The following is a 19688-nucleotide window of genomic DNA, read 5'->3' as shown; positions in this document are numbered from 1 at the left end:
AGTGAAGATGCTTTGCTTGTTCACGCAAAGGCTCTTTGCCTTACCACTCAAAGGAGTGTTGCCTGATCGCGCAAAGATGCATCACCTGCATTCCTCTTTATAGTAACTCGACAAATTTATCGAACATAAACTCCGTATCCGTCGGCCCGCTACATGCTTCGGGATGGAACTGAGAAGAGAAAAAAGGCTTCGTTTTGTGTTTGATACCTTCGTTCGTACCGTCATTCATATTGATAAAGAGCGGTTCCCAATCAGTACCCAGCGTTGTGTTGTCCACCGCGTACCCATGATTCTGTGAGGTGATAAAACACTTTTCCGTTCCTACCATACGCACCGGCTGGTTATGGCTACGGTGTCCGTATTTCAATTTATAGATAGAGGCCCCGCCGGCCTTGGCCAACAACTGGTTACCCATGCAGATACCACAGATCGGCTTATCGCCACTCAAAGCTTTACGGATATTTTGAACGGCAGCATCGCAAGTATCCGGGTCGCCGGGGCCATTGCTGATAAACAGGCCGTCATATTCCAGTGTATTGAAATCATAGTCCCAGGGAACCCGGATCACAGTTACATTCCGTTTCAGCAGGCTGCGGATGATGTTGTGCTTCACCCCGCAATCCACCAGGACGACCCGTTTCTTTCCTTCGCCTTTCCCGTAAGTGATCACTTCCTTACAAGATACTTTGTCGACGTAATTCACATTTCCGTATTGTCCGAAGTCCGTTAGGTCGGTCTTTGCATCACCGATCACGATCTTTCCCATCATCACCCCATGCTCACGCAGTTTCTTAGTCAGGGCACGTGTATCGATTCCGTAAATCCCCGGTATTTCTTCTTCCTTCAACCAGCTTCCCAGACTTTCTTCAGCATTCCAATGACTGTATTCATGGCTGTAATCGCTTACAATAATGGCATCTGCATGAATCTTTTCACTCTCCATGAAAGTAGCTATCCCATCCGCACCGAACGTGCGGGCCGGTACACCATAATTACCCACCAACGGATATGTTAACACCATCAACTGACCGGCATAAGAAGGGTCGGTCAAGCTTTCCGGATAACCCGTCATCGCAGTGTTGAACACTACTTCACCTGTCACCTCTTTTTCGTAGCCGAAAGAAAAGCCACGAAAAACAGTTCCGTCGTCTAAGATCAAAGTTGCTGTTTTTTCTCTTTGCATAAATAAAAACTTACGTTTGAGTTGACTGTTGACAAGTGGCAGTTGACAGTTAAAAAAATCTGTCCACTGTCATCTGTCCACTGTCACCTGATTAAATATTCTTCTTCCATATAATTAATGAAGGCATTGTTTACCAGACGCGCCCCTCCGGGAGTCGGATAATCGCCGGAGAAATACCAGTCGCCCGGATGATCGGGACAAGAGGCATGCAGACCTTCAAGCGTCTGATAGACGATCTCGACCTTTGCCCGTGTACCTGCCGGGATAAGCAACTCTACCATCTTGGCAGAGATTTCCTCATCGGTAAACGGAGCATATATCTCCTTTACATAGTTGACGATCGGACCTTCCTTCTGCGCCTGTTGCTTTTTCGCCCTTTGATAGGCTTCTGTCAGAACAGACTCCATACCACGGTCTTTCAGCAAAGCCACTGCCGCCCGGAATGCGATAAACTCATTCATACGCGACATATCGATTCCGTAATAGTCCGGATAGCGAACCTGAGGCGATGAAGAAACGATCACTATCTTCTTCGGATGCAAGCGGTCTAAAATGCCGATAATACTCTGTTTCAGTGTTGTTCCCCTTACGATGCTATCATCTATAACAACCAGATTATCGACAAAAGGTTCGATGCTTCCATAGGTTATATCATATACATGAGCTGCCAGATCGTTACGGCTATTTCCTTCGGCGATAAAAGTACGTAATTTTATATCCTTAATCGCTACTTTTTCAGCACGAACACGCATGGAAAGTATCTGGTCGAGCTCTTCTTCCTGCAAAAGGTGACTGCGGTCAGCAATCCATTCCTTTTTTAATTTGTTCAGGTGATTATTCAGTCCTTCCTGCATACCGAAATAGGCCACCTCAGCCGTGTTGGGGATAAAGGAGAAGACAGTGTGCCTGATATCATGGTCGACTGCTTTCAATATCGGTTGCACCAGGTTCTCCCCTAACCGCTTACGTTCGCGGTAGATATCCACATCACTACCACGGGAGAAATAAATACGTTCGAACGAACAGGCTTTATTCTCCTTCGGTTGCACGATCTGAGAGGTTCTGAACCGGCCTTCCTTGCTGATAAAAACTGCTTCTCCGGAGTTCAGTTCTTTTATATCTTCAGCCTGAACATTCAGGGCCGTCTGGATAACCGGACGCTCGGATGCTAGTACCATGATTTCATCGTCTACATAATAGAAAGCCGGGCGTATCCCCCACGGGTCGCGCACACTGAAGGATTCGCCGCTACCAGTCAGGCCACAGATCACAAATCCTCCGTCCCAGGTCGGCACACATCGTTTCAGTACATTCGAGAGATCGACATGTGCTTCAATAGCATTTGTGATCTCCATTCCTTTCAGTCCCTCGCCTTCATACTTCTGATACAGGCGCTCTATCTCACGATCCAGGCGGTGTCCCATCTGTTCAAGCATGATATAGGTATCGGAATACTTACGCGGATGTTGTCCGATAGCCGTAATCTCTTCAAAAATATCGTTTACGTTAGTGAGGTTGAAATTACCGCAAAGAGCGAGGTTCTTGGCTCTCCAGTTATTGCGGCGTAAAAAAGGATGGACGTAGGAAATACCGGACTTACCGGTGGTACTGTAACGGAGGTGACCCATATAAAGTTCTCCGGCGAAAGGAAGATTGGCTTTAACAAAAAGCGGATCGTTTAATTTACCAGGCGGTAAATCTTTGTAATGTTCGTGAACGGCTGCGAATATCTCGGTTATAGCTCCTGTTCCTAATGCTCGTTCCCGAAACATATATTCTTCACCGGGGCTTGCTTCTAACTTTACACAGGCTAAACCGGCTCCTTCCTGCCCCCGGTTATGCTGCTTCTCCATCAGTAAATAGAGTTTATTCAACCCATACATCCAGGTACCATACTTTTGATGATAATATTCTAAAGGCTTCAGTAACCGGACCATGGCGACTCCACACTCATGTTTAAGTTGTTCCATCTGGTTCTATCTTGTTTTATTTCGAATACAAAGATACTTACTTTATTATACATAATGCTCATATACCGACAAAACAAATGACAATTTAATAGAAATAATCACTTTACCCAACATTTAGTTAAATAATTATATATATTAGCATTGTTTCGACAAAGTTATAAATAAAAAGAAGAAGAAAGCTACGAGATACAAATTGTAAGGATGGGGATGGCTATACTAATAGTATATTAAATTGTTTGGGGTATTCACTCTATACAAAGAAAACATATACCCATTTCCATCTTCCTAAATTAACAAGACTCAAATGTTTTATCTCTAAATTTATATTTTTGTAATCGACATGTACCTGCACTTTCTCCATACATATTCCCTATAATTAAAAAGTACACATTGATAATCCGATCTGTAACAATCAGTCTTTCCTGCTCCAAATCCTGTATCAACTTTTGATATCTCTCATCTGAGAAATCAAATTTCTTTTTCAAACTTTCCAGAGTTCCAGAGTTCGTATTACTAATCACATGTATAAAGTAATTTTCATTACTCTCTTGATGTTCATCATATAATAGTTTTATCAAATCCTTTTTGATTGTATCTTCATTTCCGCATTTAAATTCTATATGACAATATCTTTTTAAAAGATGATTCTCTTCTTTTCTATATAAAGTTAGATCAAAGCTAGCAGATCTTTTATTCAGAGATTCTCCCTTAAAATAATATTTACCACTTGTTGGAGTTTCTACTGAATAATAAAAATCATGTTCATTTGTTCGTGACTCTAACAAATGAATAAAAAGGAACCGAGCCTCCTGCTCACTAATGCGCTGATTAGTTGACCGACCATCTGTATACTTTCGAGGAAAAATCAATCGACAAGCATTTTCCTTATATTCATTTTTCCCTTCAGTGTACATACCATCTTTCAGTCTGACTGCCAACTCTTCTATTATTGACTCTATTACATTTTTCATTATGTATTATTTATTAATTGTATTAATTATCATATCCCGCAACCACACTACATCAACACCTTTGGCCAATGAACTATAAAATCGATTAAAACCTATCACAGGAATTCCGCCTTTCAAGACTGCCAATTTCCGTTTAAAGGAATTATTAATAACTTCAATATCCTTAGTCTCGGTATAATCTTCCTTTAGAAACTCTTCAAAGGCCCTCTTTCCTAGACAAATAATAATCTTAGGTTCTATTAATAAAGCCAATTCATGAATAAAACGATGACAACAAGGATAACATCTATATCGCCCAACAAATTCACCATCTCTCTCTTTTTTAGCCATCCAGGTATCTGCTTCCTTAAACAAATTATTCAAATCCCGTTCAGTATGTGTTGCTATCGGAAAACAATTAGTCCAAACCATGTCATCTCTCAATTGATAAAAATCCTTCTTGTCAGAAAATAAAGAAGTCATCAATCGCGCAATCGGCCAAGGATGCGCCTTACGATAATCACTAAAAAGATTATTATTATGAGGATTTATATTATCTGTTATTGATACAGGTTTTCCTTCTCCTTCATTTTTATAATAACCGTCTCCTGGATTAATTCCAACAAACAATATTTTAGGTTTATATACCAAAGGAGTCATTAATATCTGTATCCCTTTATATAACTTACATTCGGAATCAAATATCTGAAGACGCCTATCAAGCTCAATTATCTCATTATTTATTAAGCTATTAAATTTACTACTCAATTCATTTATTTCCATAATAACAAATAACTTCAATCAATCTTATTTCAGTCAATAAACTCCATCTTGATCATCTTTACAAAATAAAAAATCATGATAATCGAGACTTACAGCCCATATACAAATAAAAAGAAAATATGAATGACAATTTACTAAAACTTTAGTTTTACCCAAATCACAATAACTCTTCCCATTCACGGTCTGTCAACAACTTTAACGGATCGTTTTCAGAGATAAAGGTTTCGGCCAGTTCACTCTTGGATTCCTGTAGGTTACGTATCTTTTCTTCAATCGTGTCCGCAGTGATGAAACGATATACGAAGACTTGCTTTTCCTGCCCGATACGATGTGCACGACCTTCGGCTTGTAGTTCAGCTGCCGGATTCCACCAGGGATCGATGATAAACACATAATCGGCATCCGTCAGGTTCAAACCAACTCCACCCGCCTTCAGGGATATGAAAAAGGCAGAGACATCGCTTTGGGTAGAGAAGCGGGTAATCTCTTTTTCTCTGTCGAGTGTGCTGCCTGTAAGCATTGCATATTTCCATTGTCGTTCAATAAAAGCTCTTGCCAACAGATTAAGATGAGTGACGAAAGAAGAAAATATTAAGACTTTATGCCCTTCGCTGACCAATGTCTCGAAAGCGTCCAATATCTGCTCCATCTTTCCCGAACCGCCCAGATACACAGGCATAACCATTTGTGGATGGTTTGCCAGCTGACGCAAACGGGTAATACCGTTTAAAGCGACAAAAGAGTTTTTGTTTCGTTCCTGCAAAATCGTATTACGCAGGACGTTTTTCTCTTTTAGATAAATCTCACGTTGCTCCGGTGTCATCTCACAATAAATTACTTCTTCCGTCAACGGGGGAAGTTCCGGTGCTACTTGTAACTTCGTACGTCGCAGGAAAAAAGGACGTATAATTTGTTGTAATCTTTTTCCAACCTTCTCATTTCCTTCTTTGGTGATCGGAAGAATAAAATGTTTCCGAAAACCGTCAGAAGAACCTAGCAGACCGGGATTGATAAAGTTAAATTGCGCCCAAAGATCCTTTAGAGAATTCTCGATCGGTGTTCCGGTCAATACCAGACGATGATCGCTTTTCAAACGGACTACCGCATGATAGGTTGCCGATGCCGGATTCTTTACATTCTGGCTTTCGTCCAGTATCACATAAGTAAAACGATAATTTTCTAACAAGTCGATATCCCTTCTAAGTAATCCATAGGTGATCAGAACGATATTATAACGGCTGAAACTCTTACAAGGGTCTTTCCGCTTTTGCTCTGTAATAGCAGTATAAGAATAAACGCTTAATGAACTAAACTTCCGTATTTCCCTTTTCCAGTTCGGAAGTAAAGAAGTAGGAACAACGATCAAAGTCGCCGGTAGGTTTTGTTGAGTCTCTACCCTGAAATTAACCGTATCGTGCTCTGTCTCAACAGGTAGTCCTTCGCTAAAAAAGGAGAATTGTCCGTCCTGATCTACCGTCACTTTTCCCGATGATACCGGAGTATATTCTATACAGACCGGTTCGCTCGGGTCATATACATGTTGCAATAAAGAAATAGTCTGCAAGGTTTTACCCAGCCCCATGTCATCAGCCAGGCAACCACCGAAACCGTTTACCGCCAAATGAACCAACCAGGAGAAACCCTCCTGCTGGTAAGGGCGTAAAGTCGCTTTTATCTTCGGAGGTACTGCCACCGACTCTTTCCGTACATATTCTTTTTGTATAGAATCCTGTCCTTCTTCCAATGCGGCAACAAGCCCCAAGTGCATTTTACGAACCCGAATCTCCTCCTGCTTTCCATCGCCTAAAGCAAAGAGGTCACTGTATTTCTCAAACCAGTCTTCCGGCAACAGAGCGATCTGACCGTCAGGTAGAATAAATTCGCGTTTCCCTTCCAGAATATTTTTCTTAAAACGGATAAAAGGGAACTGATAATCACCAATCCTGACAGTTATTCGGATATCGAACCAATCAGGGGAAGAGGCAATCTCCTGTGTCAACGACACTTCGCCAAAATAGAAAGAAAGAGAAGTTTCCTTTTTTACAAAAGAAAAACAGGCTTGTAGTTCCTGTCGATGTTGCTGCAACCAATCGACGAAAGTATGATCTCCCTCCAGGTCATTCCTGGCAAACTGGGTATCGGACACCTGTCGGAACCCCCATTGCTTTAACAGGTCGACATAGGTTTGCTCCAGTCTGATATCACGTACAAAGTAATATACAACCGGCTTCCCCTCCTCTTCCTTCAAAGACGGATAAGCGTAACGGGGTTCCTGTCCCGGAGAAAAGGAATGGTCGCCATAACGAAAGTGGAGTTGTAAGACCGGATCATCATTGATCGATCTCTCGACCGACAACTCCGGAACACAGGCACACGACTCACGAATGATATCAAAACCCATAGGAATGGCAGGATAATCGCTTATCAATGGAAGCACCACCTTCTCCATATATTTATTTAATTCCGCAACCGGAACCTCCACATACCGTTTAAACCGGAAAGGAACAAGCCGCGCCGCTTCTATCCGCTTAAAAACAAGCAGATGGCTGTCAAGAAACAATACTGCCGGTTTAGAAGAAAAGACCATAAACCGCCGTTTTTGCTGTAATGAGATCTCTTCACCATTCATTTTACAAATTGCAGTATAACGAAAGGTCTGCTCCGTAATCTCAAAACGAAAAGAAACTTCTGCCACATGTTCGAAAAACAACACCCGGTCATGCTCATAAAGCAACTTCACTCCTGCCTCCTTATTATATACCGGTATTTTATGAATTTGCATCAGTCGGATCATTTGCCTGATCTTCTTATCAATGAAAGGACGAATCAGCTTTTGCCGCATATCTGTCGTCACCGACTTCAGAAAACCGGTAACCGTTCGTTCCTTCGAATAGACCTTCATTAGATTTTTCTCCGAGTAGCTTTCGGCAATAGCGATAATCTGTCTTTCCAATTCAGACAGATTATTTTTTTTTCCGGCGTGCGAAACCTGTTCCTCCACACTGATCACCCCCGGCGATACCTCCCTGGCAAAATAAGGAATAAGCAAAGGTCCCAGATTGGAATGGTTACTTAATGCGATTATCAAAAGATGATTTTCCGGCATTCAGTTGTTCTTTTTTTATTGATAGAACAAAGTTACAAGAAAAAAGCTTCTTAACAGCATTCTTTGTTTACAATTCCCTGTATTCACTTGCCGACATCCCCGTATGCCTTTTAAAATAACGTCCCAAATAAGACTGATCCGGAAAATGGAGCAACTGGGATATCTCCTGTATCGTGTAGTCGGTAGATTGAAGTAGCACTTTTATTTCCAGGATCACCCGTTTGTCAATAATCTCTTTCGGTGAAGCAAAGGAACTACAGGCATGACAGACCATCCGGAGGTACGAGAGCGTGATACAAAGTTTATCGGCATAGAACAAAGCATCACGTTGCTCGCGGCAATGGGTATCGAGCAAAGACATGAACTGGTGATACCGCTCCTGTTTGCGGCTAAACTTACCTACTGTTTGCTCAAAATAATGTATACACTTATCATACAACCATAAAAGATAGTTCTGTATAAAATTACGCAACATCAAAGCATTAAACTGATTACCTTTATCTTCATAGATCAGTTTTCCCATATCCATCCATACTTCGATTTTTTTTAGCAGTGGAGAGCCTATAGGATAAGTAAAACTGGGTGTTTCACGAAGATAACTGGAAAAAGGAACTCCCAGACGAAGACTTACCTCATCATACATATCTTTTGGGAAAGTCAATATCCTGACACGAAACGTATCCGAAGCATTCAACAGATAAAAAGTAGTACCCGGTAAAACAATCATTTCCGTATTCCGCGTGATCTCACATTTCTGTACACCGACCGACACCACAGCTTCCCCTTCTATGCACAACAAAATAAAACCACCCTCCATCCTGAACGGATAGTTAAGCAGTATATCCAGGTTCATCTCATCATACCAGAATGCTCCGTTAAAGAGTGAAAGATCTTTTTCCATCAGTTTATTTTAATACACAAAAATAGTACTTTTTATGGATAAAACAGGCAAGACAGTTGCGATTATGAACAATATAGTCGTACTTATGAAAAGGATTAACTATTTACATCAGCTTACCTTTGCTGCGTTAAAAACAAATCGTTAAAACATTTCAGTAATGTCAAAATTAAAAATGGACTATGCAGGCGGAAGTATCGGGAAGTTGTTTATTAAACAATTAATTCCTAATATCCTGGGAATGGTATTCGGTGCCCTGTTTATTATTGTCGACGGAATATTTGTGGGAAATGGTCTTGGTAGCGATGCACTGGCCGCCATCAATATAGTAGTTCCGATCTTCACCGTCATGACCGGTATAGGCCTGATGTTTGGTATGGGAGCGGCAATTATTGCAACGATCCAGCTATCAAGAGGAAAACGAGGTAATGCAAATGTGGTGATAACCGAGTCATTCATCATCTCCTCACTATTGATGCTCCTGTGTTCCATCATTGGAGTATGTTTTCCGGACGAAATTGTGATCTTGCTTGGGGCTCCTTCGGCTATCGTTAGCCAGGCCAGCGAATACCTGATCACGTTTGCATGTTTTTCAGTGTTCCAGATGGCCCTGAGTTCGCTACCGTTCTTTGTCAGGATAAGCAGCCCTAATTACAGTTTACTCTGTTTAAGTGTTGCCACAATACTAAATATTATACTCGACTACCTGTTTATCTTTGTTTTCAAATGGGGATTATTCGGTGCAGCTTTTGCAACAGGACTGGGACAGACCGTAGGTACGATCATGCTTATCTGTTTCCTGATGAGAAGATCTTCACCCATACGATTCGTCAAACCTCGTATCAACGGGAGAAATATACGGTTTGCTCTAAGCAATACAGTTTCGATCTGTCGATTAGGATTTCCAGTGTTATTAAGTGAAATAACCATTTCAATCATGGCAGTAACCGGCAATTATATATTCAGCCGTTATATCGGAGTGGATGGAGTGGCAGCCTTTAGTGTAATAAACTATCTGTTTCCTGTTGTATTCATGGTTTTCAATGCTGTTATACAGTCTGCACAACCGATTGTCAGCTATAATTATGGATTAAGACAACCTGACCGTTATATAAAAGCCGTCCGGCTGGCTTTATTCTCGGCAATAGGTATCAGTATATTCTTTGTTCTGGTATCCACTTTATTCAATCAAACGATTGTATCGATGTTTATACCCGACATAACCAATCCTGCCGGAATATTGGCCTCTGAAGGATTACCTTATTTCTCGTTAGATTTTATTTTCTTCGGGATCAATGTAGTCGCTATTGGATATTACATGTCGATTGGCAATGTCAAACGGGCACTAGTATTCACTACGATACGTGGAATACTACCGGTGATCTGCTTTTTGATCCTGCCAGTGTGGTTTGGCACAGTAGGTATCTGGCTATCGGTTCCGGTTGCTGAAATACTTTCGGCTTCTGTTGTTGCTGTTGTTGTTTTCGCAAAGCGAAGACAACAACAGTTTTAACTACATACAGACTTTACAACCTCAAACAATCTTTCTCATTATATCATTCATGTCAAGATTGAGTTTTGAAAAAGCGAACCATTTCTTTCCCAAGTCTTTCAGGGAAGCACCGATATGAAAAATATCCTTTTCATCGACCAACAGAAAACGATCGTGCGATTGTTTGAATTGTTTGATTATGATAGGTTCGTATTGAGCATTGTGCCGTTGCAAATCCAAGGTCAGTTGTTTTGATATCTGTGCTGTATAAATTGTTGCTGCAACATTTACATCTCGTTTAGTTAGCAACATCAATACACTTTCATCCACGTAATTATCTATGAGGATAATTAATTTGCGAGCAGACTTTATCAAATCTGCCGCAAATTTATAAGCATCAAAATAGCTGACCGTCAAAGAAGATGCCTTCAACAGGAGGAAGAGAAGTTTTGATAAAAAAATCAATCTTTTCTCTATACTCAGCAAGAGTTTAATCATGCTCTTGAATCTTCTGTTCTAATCGAATAAATCGTTGACTAGCAGCATATCCTTTTAATAAATAATTTTTTAATATTTTATTTGCCCAAATACGGAACTGGATACCGGATTGAGATTTTACACGATAGCCAACAGAAAGAATGACATCCAAATTATAGTACTCCATATTATAAGTTTTGCCATCTCTTGCAGTTGTCGCAAAATTTGCGACAACTGATAAATTCTTTAATTCTTCTTTTAAAGCATTATTGATATGTAAAGAATGATTTCTCCTTTATTTTTCATAGCCTAACGTTTTTGTTGGCTACAAAGTTAAAACTATTTCCGAATATATTTAATATTTTATTCGGTTTTTAGTTAGACATGTTTTCGCATTGCCGGAACAAGGAACAGGACTGCCCCAATAAGAAAAATAAAGTCCAAATAATTGTAGAAACTTCTCCCTGTTTCCAAAATGCAAATTGCTGAACTGCCCTAACAAACCAGAACCCTGTACTACCTATCTGGAAACACTTTCCAAGTTTTGTTGTCAGAAGTTCTTTCGGAAACACAAAGCAAATAAAACTATTTTGTTCTCCATTTTTTAATTCCGCCGATCAGATATAATAGTCCAACGAAAACAGCTATCAATGAATAACAAGTATCTAAAGTAGGATATTTTAATTGACCTGCAATTATGGGAATAAATCCAGCGATACCTCGAAGTAAATAGATTCCCGCAATTGTAAAAATAGCCGGTTTCAAAAATGGTAACTTCCTGAATTTGTCGTCAGCCGACAAACCATATAATCCAAAAATAAGAAAAGCGACCACAACTAAAATAGTCAGTAAATATGGCAGCGTTGAATGTATTTGCATTAGATATGCCATCTCATCAGCAACACCTGTCAATTCAAATACTTGCTCAGCCCACAAAAGGCTGACTACATGCCCGATTGCTATTAAAATATTAATATATCCTCCAAGTTTCAGCATAACTTATTATTTAAATTTTGTTGTGATAAATTGAGTGCTAATTATAATGCAAAGATATGGAAGGCCGATAGTATGATTATTGAAAATAAAGCCATATTTTTGTCCTTTTACGACAAAATGATTTCACATGAAGAATGTCTCAGTAGGATTACTCAATGTTTTCTTAACGCAATTTAGAGAGTTAAATATTGATCTGAATCGGATTTTAAATGAGTTCGAAACAAATCGAAGTGTACTCGACAATCCAATCAACCAAATAGAGATGGGAATCTTCGGTCGTTACATGGAAGAAATTGTAAGATTATCCGGGAATCAACATGTTGGTTTTGAAGCAGGTTTTATGATCCCGTTTATGGTGACTACCACCTACTTCAATTTATACCATGATTGCAAAACGGTCGCCGATTTTTTCGATAAATTAGAGAATATCGAAGACGTTGATTCAATAACACGTCACAAGACATTTACTGATGGTGAATATTTTCATTATCAGATCATTTCCTCCGAAAGTTTTACAGAAAAGTACCCCGTCGCCGCACGACAATGGAACGAAGCCCAGTTTGGTATTGGACTCCAATATGCTTACGGTTATTCCGGTAGATTCTTACGACCTAAATTTGCATATACAATTTATAGCGAAGACAGCAATGACAAGCTGATAGAGGAGTATCTGGATTGCCCTGTCTTCTATGAAAAAGAACGGATGGGTATGGCATTCAAAAAAACGATCTTGAATCTTCCTATTCGAACTGCAAACAAAGGGTTATTGCCGATCTTTGAAGAAATGATGGCAGAAATGAAACATATGCAAAACAAGGACTTGCTGTCGAGTAGTGTCCGCAGATATCTTACACATAGCCTTTTAACGTCTGACCTTAGCCTTAAACCAATCGCAGAGAGATTCAATATGAGTGAACGAAATTTCCAGCGAAAACTGAAATCAGAGGGAACTTCGTACCAACAAATTCTTGATAATTTGCGTATAGAATTAGCTCGGAAATACCTTCGGGAAAGAATACCATTAGTTGAAATAGCTTTTTTGTTAGGATTCGAGAGCCAAAGTGCCTTTAACAAGTTCTTCAGCAAACATTTTCATACAACACCAAGCCAATTCAAATAAATAGATTTATTGATGAGTTATCTAAATACCCCTTCATAGGCAATCTCATCTTTGCCAAGATACCCGCCAAGCGTACCGATCTTGCTGCAAATCTAAAAACAGATCAAAAGTAATTACGCACTACCCGATACAGGTCAGCCGTACTTTCATCGCCGCAGGAACGTTTATCCTCTTCCTGCAACAGCATCTGTCCATAAAAATCTCTTTTCTTCATACTCTTTCTCCATTTTATTCGGATTGATCAAAAAGATAAAGATAAACATTCATAACTTTCAGAATGTTCGATTTTTACAGATCAGGCTAACAGCGATTTTCACTCAAACAGCTGTTCCGGAAGAAAAATCCACCTTATCACTCTGTTTTCCTCTCTTTATCACCTCCCCTTTCGGAAATCATTGCAATGATTCTTCTCTATCATCACAATGTCCGGGCAGAGTCATCACAATGACTTCACACACTTATCACAATGAAGTGGGACAATCATTGTGATGAAAATTTTAACACTACAAAATATTAGGATATTTACTTTGAGATTATACTCTAAAACTAGGTTTACATGTCTTTCTGGAAGCTAGAAGCTCTTTCTGAACAGTTCATTTTCAGTTGACAGATTGCAGCAGATTTTGCTTTTTCCCTGTCACTAGTCCTGAAATCATCACGATGATTGTTTTATTGTCTTATTAAATTTTTTTTCTATCTCCTACAAAAATCTTAATGATAAACCTCAACCTCTGCTGAAGCCTCCAAAGAGCATTTATCACCTACCCTTCTCCATACAAAGCAAGAAAATGAAGGGATAATTACCAAAATGACAATCTGTAATGATTAGACGAATCGTTAGGACGTGAGACTACTTTAAATTATCTTTGCACCCATAATCAGAAATAAAAATTCAGACATGATAAAACCTCTTACCTCGTTAAGGTTTATATTTGCATTGATGGTATTTGCCGCACATTGTTATGTGATCGATCCTCATTTCTCCCATTTTTTATATAAAGAAGGGTTTGTCGGGGTAAGTTTCTTCTTTGTATTAAGTGGTTTTATCATCGCATATAATTATCAACGAAAATTTGAATCCAAAAGTATATCTCGTCGTGAGTTTTGGATAGCCCGCTTCGCACGAGTTTATCCATTGCATATCGCCACTCTTATGTTGTATCCTCTGATCGGAGGGGCTCTATTGGCTATGAACTGGGATACGGTATTAAAACTTGTGTCACAATTATTTTTGGTTCACCCGTTCATTCCACAGACGGACTACTTCTTTGCTTTCAACTCCCCCTCCTGGAGTTTGGGGTGTGAACAACTGTTCTATTTCTTGTTTCCATTTTTAGCTTTATGGCTAAACGATACCCGTAAGTTGTTTTGGATATTGATTGCAACAGGTTTAATAGTTGCCTGTGGTATGTATTTCACTCCTGAAGAGCAGATACGGGCTTACTGGTATGTGAATCCATTGACTCGACTACCGGATTTCCTTGTGGGAATGTTGCTCTTCAAACTGTATGACAAGAGTACAGGAAATTGGAGTGTAAATCGGGCGACATGGTTTGAAATCGGAGCGGTAGCATTATTCATTGCGTTTTATTATTGTGGTTCAGCCGGTGTACTACCTAAAGTATATCGGTATTCGGTATATTATTGGTTACCCGTCTCTTTGCTCCTTTATGTCTTTGCAATGAACAAAGGAATGATTTCCCGTTTTCTGAGTAATAAATATCTTGTAATCGGTGGCGACATAAGTTACGCCATGTACCTTATCCACCTGTTTATTATAGAATTATACAAAAGTACCGGTTGGAATTATCCGTGGCAAATAGTAATCCCGATATTACTCTTGATTACCATTTGTTGCAGCTTACTGTCGTACCGCTATTTTGAAAAACCGGTGAATAAATACATTCGGAAGCATTTAAAATAAAAATACACCTCAGACTTTGAATATTAATCAATGTTTATTATTACATTTGTGTACGCAGTGTTAACTTAAACAATACATTTATGCTTACCGATACAATGACTTTGGCAGAAATGCAAAAAGAAGTTGGAAAAGATTATGATCCGCTTTTTCGCCGCATTTATCATTTTAAAGATGAGACTCGTCGTTTTTTTTGAATGATAATAATTTTGCAGTTGAATTAAATTACAAATTATGGGTCACAAAAGGTGCTCGTTTTAAGGCTAGTACAAGATGTGAAGAAGCAGATACAAGATATACAAGAATTGTAGGTTGGATTTCTTCTTATCTAATTATTTTTAGTGTTCTAAATATATGTAAAATTCCTTTCTTCACATTACCAGACAATTGTGCTTCTTTTCTATCTATCGCACTATCAATTATAATTCTCGTATTTAGTCAATTTGCTTATGCAAAAAATTTTTCAGTCCATTCAAGAAATTATCATACCTGTGCATTAGAAATTTCTAGCTTATATAACAAATTACGTTTTAACAAGATGAATAACAATATTGTGCCTGAATTAATTGAACAAATAGCAAATGAGTATGAACAAATATTAATGCGTTATGACAATCATCTACCCATAGATTTAGACATGTTCAAAATAGAAAAAACAGCTTATTTCAAATTATCAAAATACCAAACATTTCTAACAAAGACAAGATATTTCTTCCTTGTACAATTTGTATATTATTTCTGTGTCTATGGATTACCTCTGCTCTATATTACAATATGCATAATCATAAATATTTACAAAGAGAAGCAATATTGCCTTTTTTAAAGCAATATATATCAAATTCTCAATCATTTACTATTATAATATAAAAAACAATTGCTACAATCAAACACTCAATCCCTTCAATTTACAAAAATAAGGTTGTCCCAACCAAACCTTTCCATCACCTACGGCTACAAACCGTAATTTAGCACGTGTCAAAGCCACATTCAGCAAATTGGGTTTGGATGAAGCCCAGGCAGCAGCGCCTTTTGTCTTTTCATCAAGTCCTAGACATAAAATGACACCTGCAGCCTGTTTTCCCTGGAAAGTATGGACCGTTCCGATATGAGCATCCAGCCATTTCTTTAGTTCATCATCTCCGATCGGTTTAAAGGGGGCAAGTGCTTGCTTTATCGGTTGACGCAATTCTTTTTTCAGGACAGATGGTATTTCCGAAAATGGAGAGATGATAAACAAATCAGGTAAATCCTGTAATTGACGGATCTCATCCATAATCATTAGTTTGATGACAGTTCCTTGCTCCGGTACATAATGACGACCACACACCTGACCCTCAACCTGTACAAATCCGTTCTGCATAATCAAACCAGACGAACCTCCCAGAGTCGAATTATACATCATATTATTATATGCGATCTCATTAGCAATGGAAAACATCGGATCGATACAACGGCGGTGAACCCGTAAAGGTGAACCGGTCCAGGTATCATTAGTAATCCAGCCATACGGATTCGCCCGGTCAGCCATCGACTGAACGGAAAGTGAAGTATGTATCTGCGTCTTATCCAGTCCAAAATAACGACTAAAATTATTGATGATCTGCTCCGGTATCGTTACGACAGGCTCTATCTGGAAAGGGTCACCTACAATAACGGCCCGTTTCGAACGCCAGATAGCCCCGGCAGCCGCCTGTGGAACGGCCTGTCCAGCCTCATCTACAAATAACCACGGAATAGAAGCCGCACCCAACGTACTGAACATACGCTGGATAGATGCAAAGGTGGAAGAGACGACAGGAACAACCAACCAAAACGTATTCCACATCGCCTGTATCTCCTTCTCGGTAAGGTCGCCACCCGTTTTCAGGTAATTGAAGAAACCATCCAATGTCGTTTTTATCCGACTCGATGTTGCATTTGCCCGGAGTATAAACAGTTCGTTCACCTTCATCGCTTCGATGAACAATTCGGATTGCAACTGCTTCAGTTTCTGAGAATACCAGGGAGAGGTTTCTTGTGTTTCCTTCGATTCGATTTGTTTCCAAAACTCAGCATCAGCATAGGCTCCTTTTAACTCTTGACGAGTTTTTTCTGTAGAATCCACCAGCCGAGTATATAATGCATTTACTTTATCATAATCCTTTTTACTCTTCTCCTGTCTCTTTTTCAGCTTCTCTATTTCTGAATAAAGCGCCTGTAACCGGGCTTTCTGTTCTGCAATAGTCTCTGTCTGCCTATTGTATTCCGACAAAACAGAAGCCACAGCCTTTTTATATTGAGTTCGTACTTCCTTGCTGAACCAATATGTAAAAAATCCGGGACGAGTAGACTGCAACAGTTGCATTTCACTCTTTATTTCATCCCTTCTTCGCATACCCTCTTCTATTTCAGCAGACAACAGAGCAGATGCATTTTCCCGTTTATTCAATTCTTCCTTATCAAAAGTCAAACGGTTCTCTGCATCTTCACACTGAATCCGAATCTTCTCTCTGTTTTCCTCATCTTTCATAAAACCGGTCAGACGGGATTTCTCTTCCCCGACTTCATGGAGCTTCTTTTTAAAAGACGATACAACATTTAACCATTCTTCTTCTGTGGGTTTATAATCGGCTAACTGTTGCTTTAGCGTATAGGTTTCCTTCTCCGAATTCCCATTCCAGATGCTACCGATCAGTTTTCGTTGATTTTCTTTATTTCCTAATACAGCAGCGATTATTCCCCAATATTGTTCATCCAGACATTCCTCACTAACCTGCCGGAAATATCCAACCTGATCAGAATAACCTTTTACTTCTCCTTTTAAGGGTAGTTCTTTTGAGATATTTTCTACCGCTCCATTATTCGAAGAAGCAACAACAATACCTCCATCACTGATGGAAGGATCCGGTGCATAAATAAACGGAGTATATTTATCACTGACCTGTACCTCACCTATTTTACGGAAAGCCTTTGCCGGATCAGTAAAACCAACCATCTTTTTAGCACGCTTCACCAGAATTGCAGCAATAATATCCCTTAGCAAGGTTGTCTTTCCTGTACCGGGAGGTCCGTTTACAGAAAATAGTCCCTCTTGTTTCTCACCGGCCAACTCTTTACTGACAGTATTTACAGCAAACTGTTGCATCAAACTTGCCCCATAAGGAGACGGCCAACAACCATCCGGGTAATTTTCCGGAATCAGACTTTCTTTCAGAATCTCAGGATGCAGGGATAGGTCCGAATGAGCGAAATCTTCATTCAAACAGGCACTCAAATAATTCTTAAATGCTGTATTATAACCTTCTTTTTCATAAGAAGCAATTATCCGCTCCAAATCGTCGATATAGAAACTGTTCAATATATCAGCATTCGATTCATCCGGATCTGAAGGGTTATTTTTCTTGAAAACTTCTTCTGTACGAATGTATATATCCGTTTCAGGAGAAGTACTCCACTTCAGTTTCCGCATGATTAATGATTGAATTTCTTGTAGATTTTCGAGTGTCTGGGTATCTGACAAATAACTCAGAAAGTCTTCAGCCAGTTCTTTCCGGTTCTCGGTTAATTGCTCAAACAGATTAGATTTTAACTGATTAAAATCCTCCGACCAGGTATCGGTTTCCACCTTATCTTCTTCCAACTGTTTCAATGCCCAAGGCATCGTAGAAAGACCAAATGTATTTTGTATGTATATACCCTGACAATCCAGTTTAATAGAAGCATAACAAACCTTGGCATTAACCGGATTCGGATTGACGCTTTCATCCTTAAAGAATTCTTTTACAAAATCGGAAACAGATGTCAGAGAAAAGACACCCAGATAAATAGTGTATTGAATCGTCTTTCTCGGATCTTTTGCTTCCAATGGACGCATCCATGGAAGCTCCTCCCCCAAACGTTTTACACTATTATCTTTCGGAAGAAGAGCCGGAGAAAAATGTTCCAGTTTGTGCCAACAGGAAAGTATATGTTTATAATCTGGCATTGTATTATTTGTTAGCTGTTTCAATTAACCACCAACAAAATTACTAAATCATTTTAAATACAATGCATAGAGGTTTATACAATATCAAAATTTCTTTATTCCATCCTGGCTTTTACCTTTCCCCAGGCATGCGTATCAAACAAACAGCTACTCCGCATTGTATCGTACATTTCCCTGAAACGTGACATAGGTATCATAAAACTTAAAATATCCGGTTCAAAATAAGGACGTACGGAAGGATCGAAGAATCCGATAAAAGTGCGCTTTCCCCCTCTCGCATTCTCAATAACGGCTTGTGTGACTACAGAGCAACAACCGGAGCCAAATAAAGAAGTAACGGCATCCTGTGAATTATTATCGAAAAACGCCCAGGTAGCTAGGCCGGAAAGCATATCGGGTGTTGCCAGAAACAGAATTCCTTCGAGATTATCGAAATTCTCTACTTTATCCATTCGGGTAAAGTTCAGATAATCCATCTTTGCTCTCGGAACTTGCAATTCCTCCAAAAACTCAGAAACGCCTTCAGGGGTTTGTTTGTATTTTTCTTTTAAAGACACAAATCCGGGAATCCGTTCGGGCATCTCTGTAAAACCAGTATAAAATTTTCCACCGCCACAACCGATATTTTCCACACTCAAAGTAACCGTTTGCCCATCCCTGACATCCTTCATACATTTGAATAAACATCCTCCGATTTTATCAACAAAGTTTACCGATTGCTCTGAATACCAAAAGACGATTGGAAGATCCACTTTTTCACCAAATGCTTCACGATAATTATTGAGAAATACATTTATGTCCATGATCTGATTATTTATTGGTTTTGTC

Annotated in this window: 13 protein-coding genes and 1 pseudogene; 4 read left to right on the top strand and 10 right to left on the bottom strand. The window is 39.4% G+C overall.

All coding sequences use genetic code 11. From position 1 onward, the window contains the following. Nucleotides 1-97 precede the first annotated feature (97 nt). The 6 genes from carA to BQ7394_RS08025 all read right to left on the bottom strand — a co-directional run bounded on the left by carA (nucleotide 98) and on the right by BQ7394_RS08025 (nucleotide 8893). Nucleotides 98-1183, bottom strand: coding sequence for a glutamine-hydrolyzing carbamoyl-phosphate synthase small subunit (gene carA / locus BQ7394_RS08050; RefSeq protein WP_075556980.1), 1086 nt, complete (start codon nucleotides 1181-1183; stop codon nucleotides 98-100). An 83-nt stretch (nucleotides 1184-1266) separates the two neighbouring features. Next, nucleotides 1267-3153 (bottom strand): amidophosphoribosyltransferase, encoded by a 1887-nt coding sequence (locus BQ7394_RS08045; RefSeq protein ID WP_075556979.1) that lies wholly within the window; start codon nucleotides 3151-3153, stop codon nucleotides 1267-1269. Nucleotides 3154-3443: 290 nt separating this feature from the next. Next, the gene (locus BQ7394_RS08040) at nucleotides 3444-4124 is read right to left on the bottom strand and encodes a hypothetical protein (protein ID WP_075556978.1); all 681 of its coding nucleotides are present in this window, start codon (nucleotides 4122-4124) and stop codon (nucleotides 3444-3446) included. A 6-nt stretch (nucleotides 4125-4130) separates the two neighbouring features. Next, nucleotides 4131-4886, bottom strand: coding sequence for a uracil-DNA glycosylase family protein (locus BQ7394_RS08035; protein ID WP_075556977.1), 756 nt, complete (start codon nucleotides 4884-4886; stop codon nucleotides 4131-4133). 157 nt (nucleotides 4887-5043) lie between these two features. Then, nucleotides 5044-7992, bottom strand: coding sequence for a DEAD/DEAH box helicase (locus tag BQ7394_RS08030; protein WP_075556976.1), 2949 nt, complete (start codon nucleotides 7990-7992; stop codon nucleotides 5044-5046). Between the two features lie 67 nt (nucleotides 7993-8059). Continuing rightward, nucleotides 8060-8893, bottom strand: a complete 834-nt coding sequence (locus BQ7394_RS08025; RefSeq protein ID WP_075556975.1) for a helix-turn-helix transcriptional regulator — start codon at nucleotides 8891-8893, stop codon at nucleotides 8060-8062. Between the two features lie 157 nt (nucleotides 8894-9050). Between BQ7394_RS08025 and BQ7394_RS08020 the strand changes: the two genes are divergently transcribed. Continuing rightward, the gene (locus tag BQ7394_RS08020) at nucleotides 9051-10403 is read left to right on the top strand and encodes an MATE family efflux transporter (RefSeq protein WP_075556974.1); all 1353 of its coding nucleotides are present in this window, start codon (nucleotides 9051-9053) and stop codon (nucleotides 10401-10403) included. Between the two features lie 21 nt (nucleotides 10404-10424). Here BQ7394_RS08020 and rhuM read toward each other — a convergent pair. Next, nucleotides 10425-11136 (bottom strand): annotated as a pseudogene (gene rhuM / locus BQ7394_RS25390) (RhuM family protein); the annotation flags it as partial. Nucleotides 11137-11444: 308 nt separating this feature from the next. Next, nucleotides 11445-11855, bottom strand: a complete 411-nt coding sequence (locus BQ7394_RS08010; RefSeq protein WP_075556973.1) for a hypothetical protein — start codon at nucleotides 11853-11855, stop codon at nucleotides 11445-11447. Between the two features lie 127 nt (nucleotides 11856-11982). Here BQ7394_RS08010 and BQ7394_RS08005 point away from each other — a divergent pair, with 127 nt between their 5' ends. The 3 genes from BQ7394_RS08005 (at nucleotide 11983) to BQ7394_RS07995 (ending at nucleotide 15719) form a co-directional block, all read left to right on the top strand. Next, entirely contained in the window at nucleotides 11983-12975 is a 993-nt protein-coding gene (locus BQ7394_RS08005; RefSeq protein WP_075556972.1) for a helix-turn-helix transcriptional regulator, read from the top strand. An 898-nt stretch (nucleotides 12976-13873) separates the two neighbouring features. Next, the gene (locus BQ7394_RS08000; protein WP_075556971.1) at nucleotides 13874-14899 is read left to right on the top strand and encodes an acyltransferase family protein; all 1026 of its coding nucleotides are present in this window, start codon (nucleotides 13874-13876) and stop codon (nucleotides 14897-14899) included. 190 nt (nucleotides 14900-15089) lie between these two features. After that, nucleotides 15090-15719: an SLATT domain-containing protein gene (locus BQ7394_RS07995; RefSeq protein WP_075556970.1), complete on the top strand. Its 630-nt coding sequence runs from the start codon at nucleotides 15090-15092 to the stop codon at nucleotides 15717-15719. 60 nt (nucleotides 15720-15779) lie between these two features. On the opposite strand, the gene BQ7394_RS07990 is transcribed toward BQ7394_RS07995, so the two are convergent. Together BQ7394_RS07990 and BQ7394_RS07985 are read right to left on the bottom strand one after the other, a co-directional pair. Next, the gene (locus tag BQ7394_RS07990) at nucleotides 15780-18860 is read right to left on the bottom strand and encodes a DEAD/DEAH box helicase (RefSeq protein WP_075556969.1); all 3081 of its coding nucleotides are present in this window, start codon (nucleotides 18858-18860) and stop codon (nucleotides 15780-15782) included. Nucleotides 18861-18955: 95 nt separating this feature from the next. After that, nucleotides 18956-19663, bottom strand: a complete 708-nt coding sequence (locus BQ7394_RS07985) for a DUF169 domain-containing protein (RefSeq protein WP_075556968.1) — start codon at nucleotides 19661-19663, stop codon at nucleotides 18956-18958. Nucleotides 19664-19688 lie beyond the last annotated feature (25 nt).

The sequence above is a fragment of the Parabacteroides timonensis genome (assembly GCF_900128505.1).
In the GTDB taxonomy this organism is placed as follows: domain Bacteria; phylum Bacteroidota; class Bacteroidia; order Bacteroidales; family Tannerellaceae; genus Parabacteroides; species Parabacteroides timonensis.
Note: the sequence above shows the minus strand (reverse complement) of the source record. Positions and strands in the feature narration are given on the sequence as shown.

Coding starts and splice junctions, on each gene's coding strand:
- carA (WP_075556980.1), bottom strand. CDS start 1,183: ATGCAAAGAGAAAAAACAGCAACTTTGATCTTAGACGACGGAACTGTT.
- BQ7394_RS08045 (WP_075556979.1), bottom strand. CDS start 3,153: ATGGAACAACTTAAACATGAGTGTGGAGTCGCCATGGTCCGGTTACTG.
- BQ7394_RS08040 (WP_075556978.1), bottom strand. CDS start 4,124: ATGAAAAATGTAATAGAGTCAATAATAGAAGAGTTGGCAGTCAGACTG.
- BQ7394_RS08035 (WP_075556977.1), bottom strand. CDS start 4,886: ATGGAAATAAATGAATTGAGTAGTAAATTTAATAGCTTAATAAATAAT.
- BQ7394_RS08030 (WP_075556976.1), bottom strand. CDS start 7,992: ATGCCGGAAAATCATCTTTTGATAATCGCATTAAGTAACCATTCCAAT.
- BQ7394_RS08025 (WP_075556975.1), bottom strand. CDS start 8,893: ATGGAAAAAGATCTTTCACTCTTTAACGGAGCATTCTGGTATGATGAG.
- BQ7394_RS08020 (WP_075556974.1), top strand. CDS start 9,051: ATGTCAAAATTAAAAATGGACTATGCAGGCGGAAGTATCGGGAAGTTG.
- BQ7394_RS08010 (WP_075556973.1), bottom strand. CDS start 11,855: ATGCTGAAACTTGGAGGATATATTAATATTTTAATAGCAATCGGGCAT.
- BQ7394_RS08005 (WP_075556972.1), top strand. CDS start 11,983: ATGAAGAATGTCTCAGTAGGATTACTCAATGTTTTCTTAACGCAATTT.
- BQ7394_RS08000 (WP_075556971.1), top strand. CDS start 13,874: ATGATAAAACCTCTTACCTCGTTAAGGTTTATATTTGCATTGATGGTA.
- BQ7394_RS07990 (WP_075556969.1), bottom strand. CDS start 18,860: ATGCCAGATTATAAACATATACTTTCCTGTTGGCACAAACTGGAACAT.
- BQ7394_RS07985 (WP_075556968.1), bottom strand. CDS start 19,663: ATGGACATAAATGTATTTCTCAATAATTATCGTGAAGCATTTGGTGAA.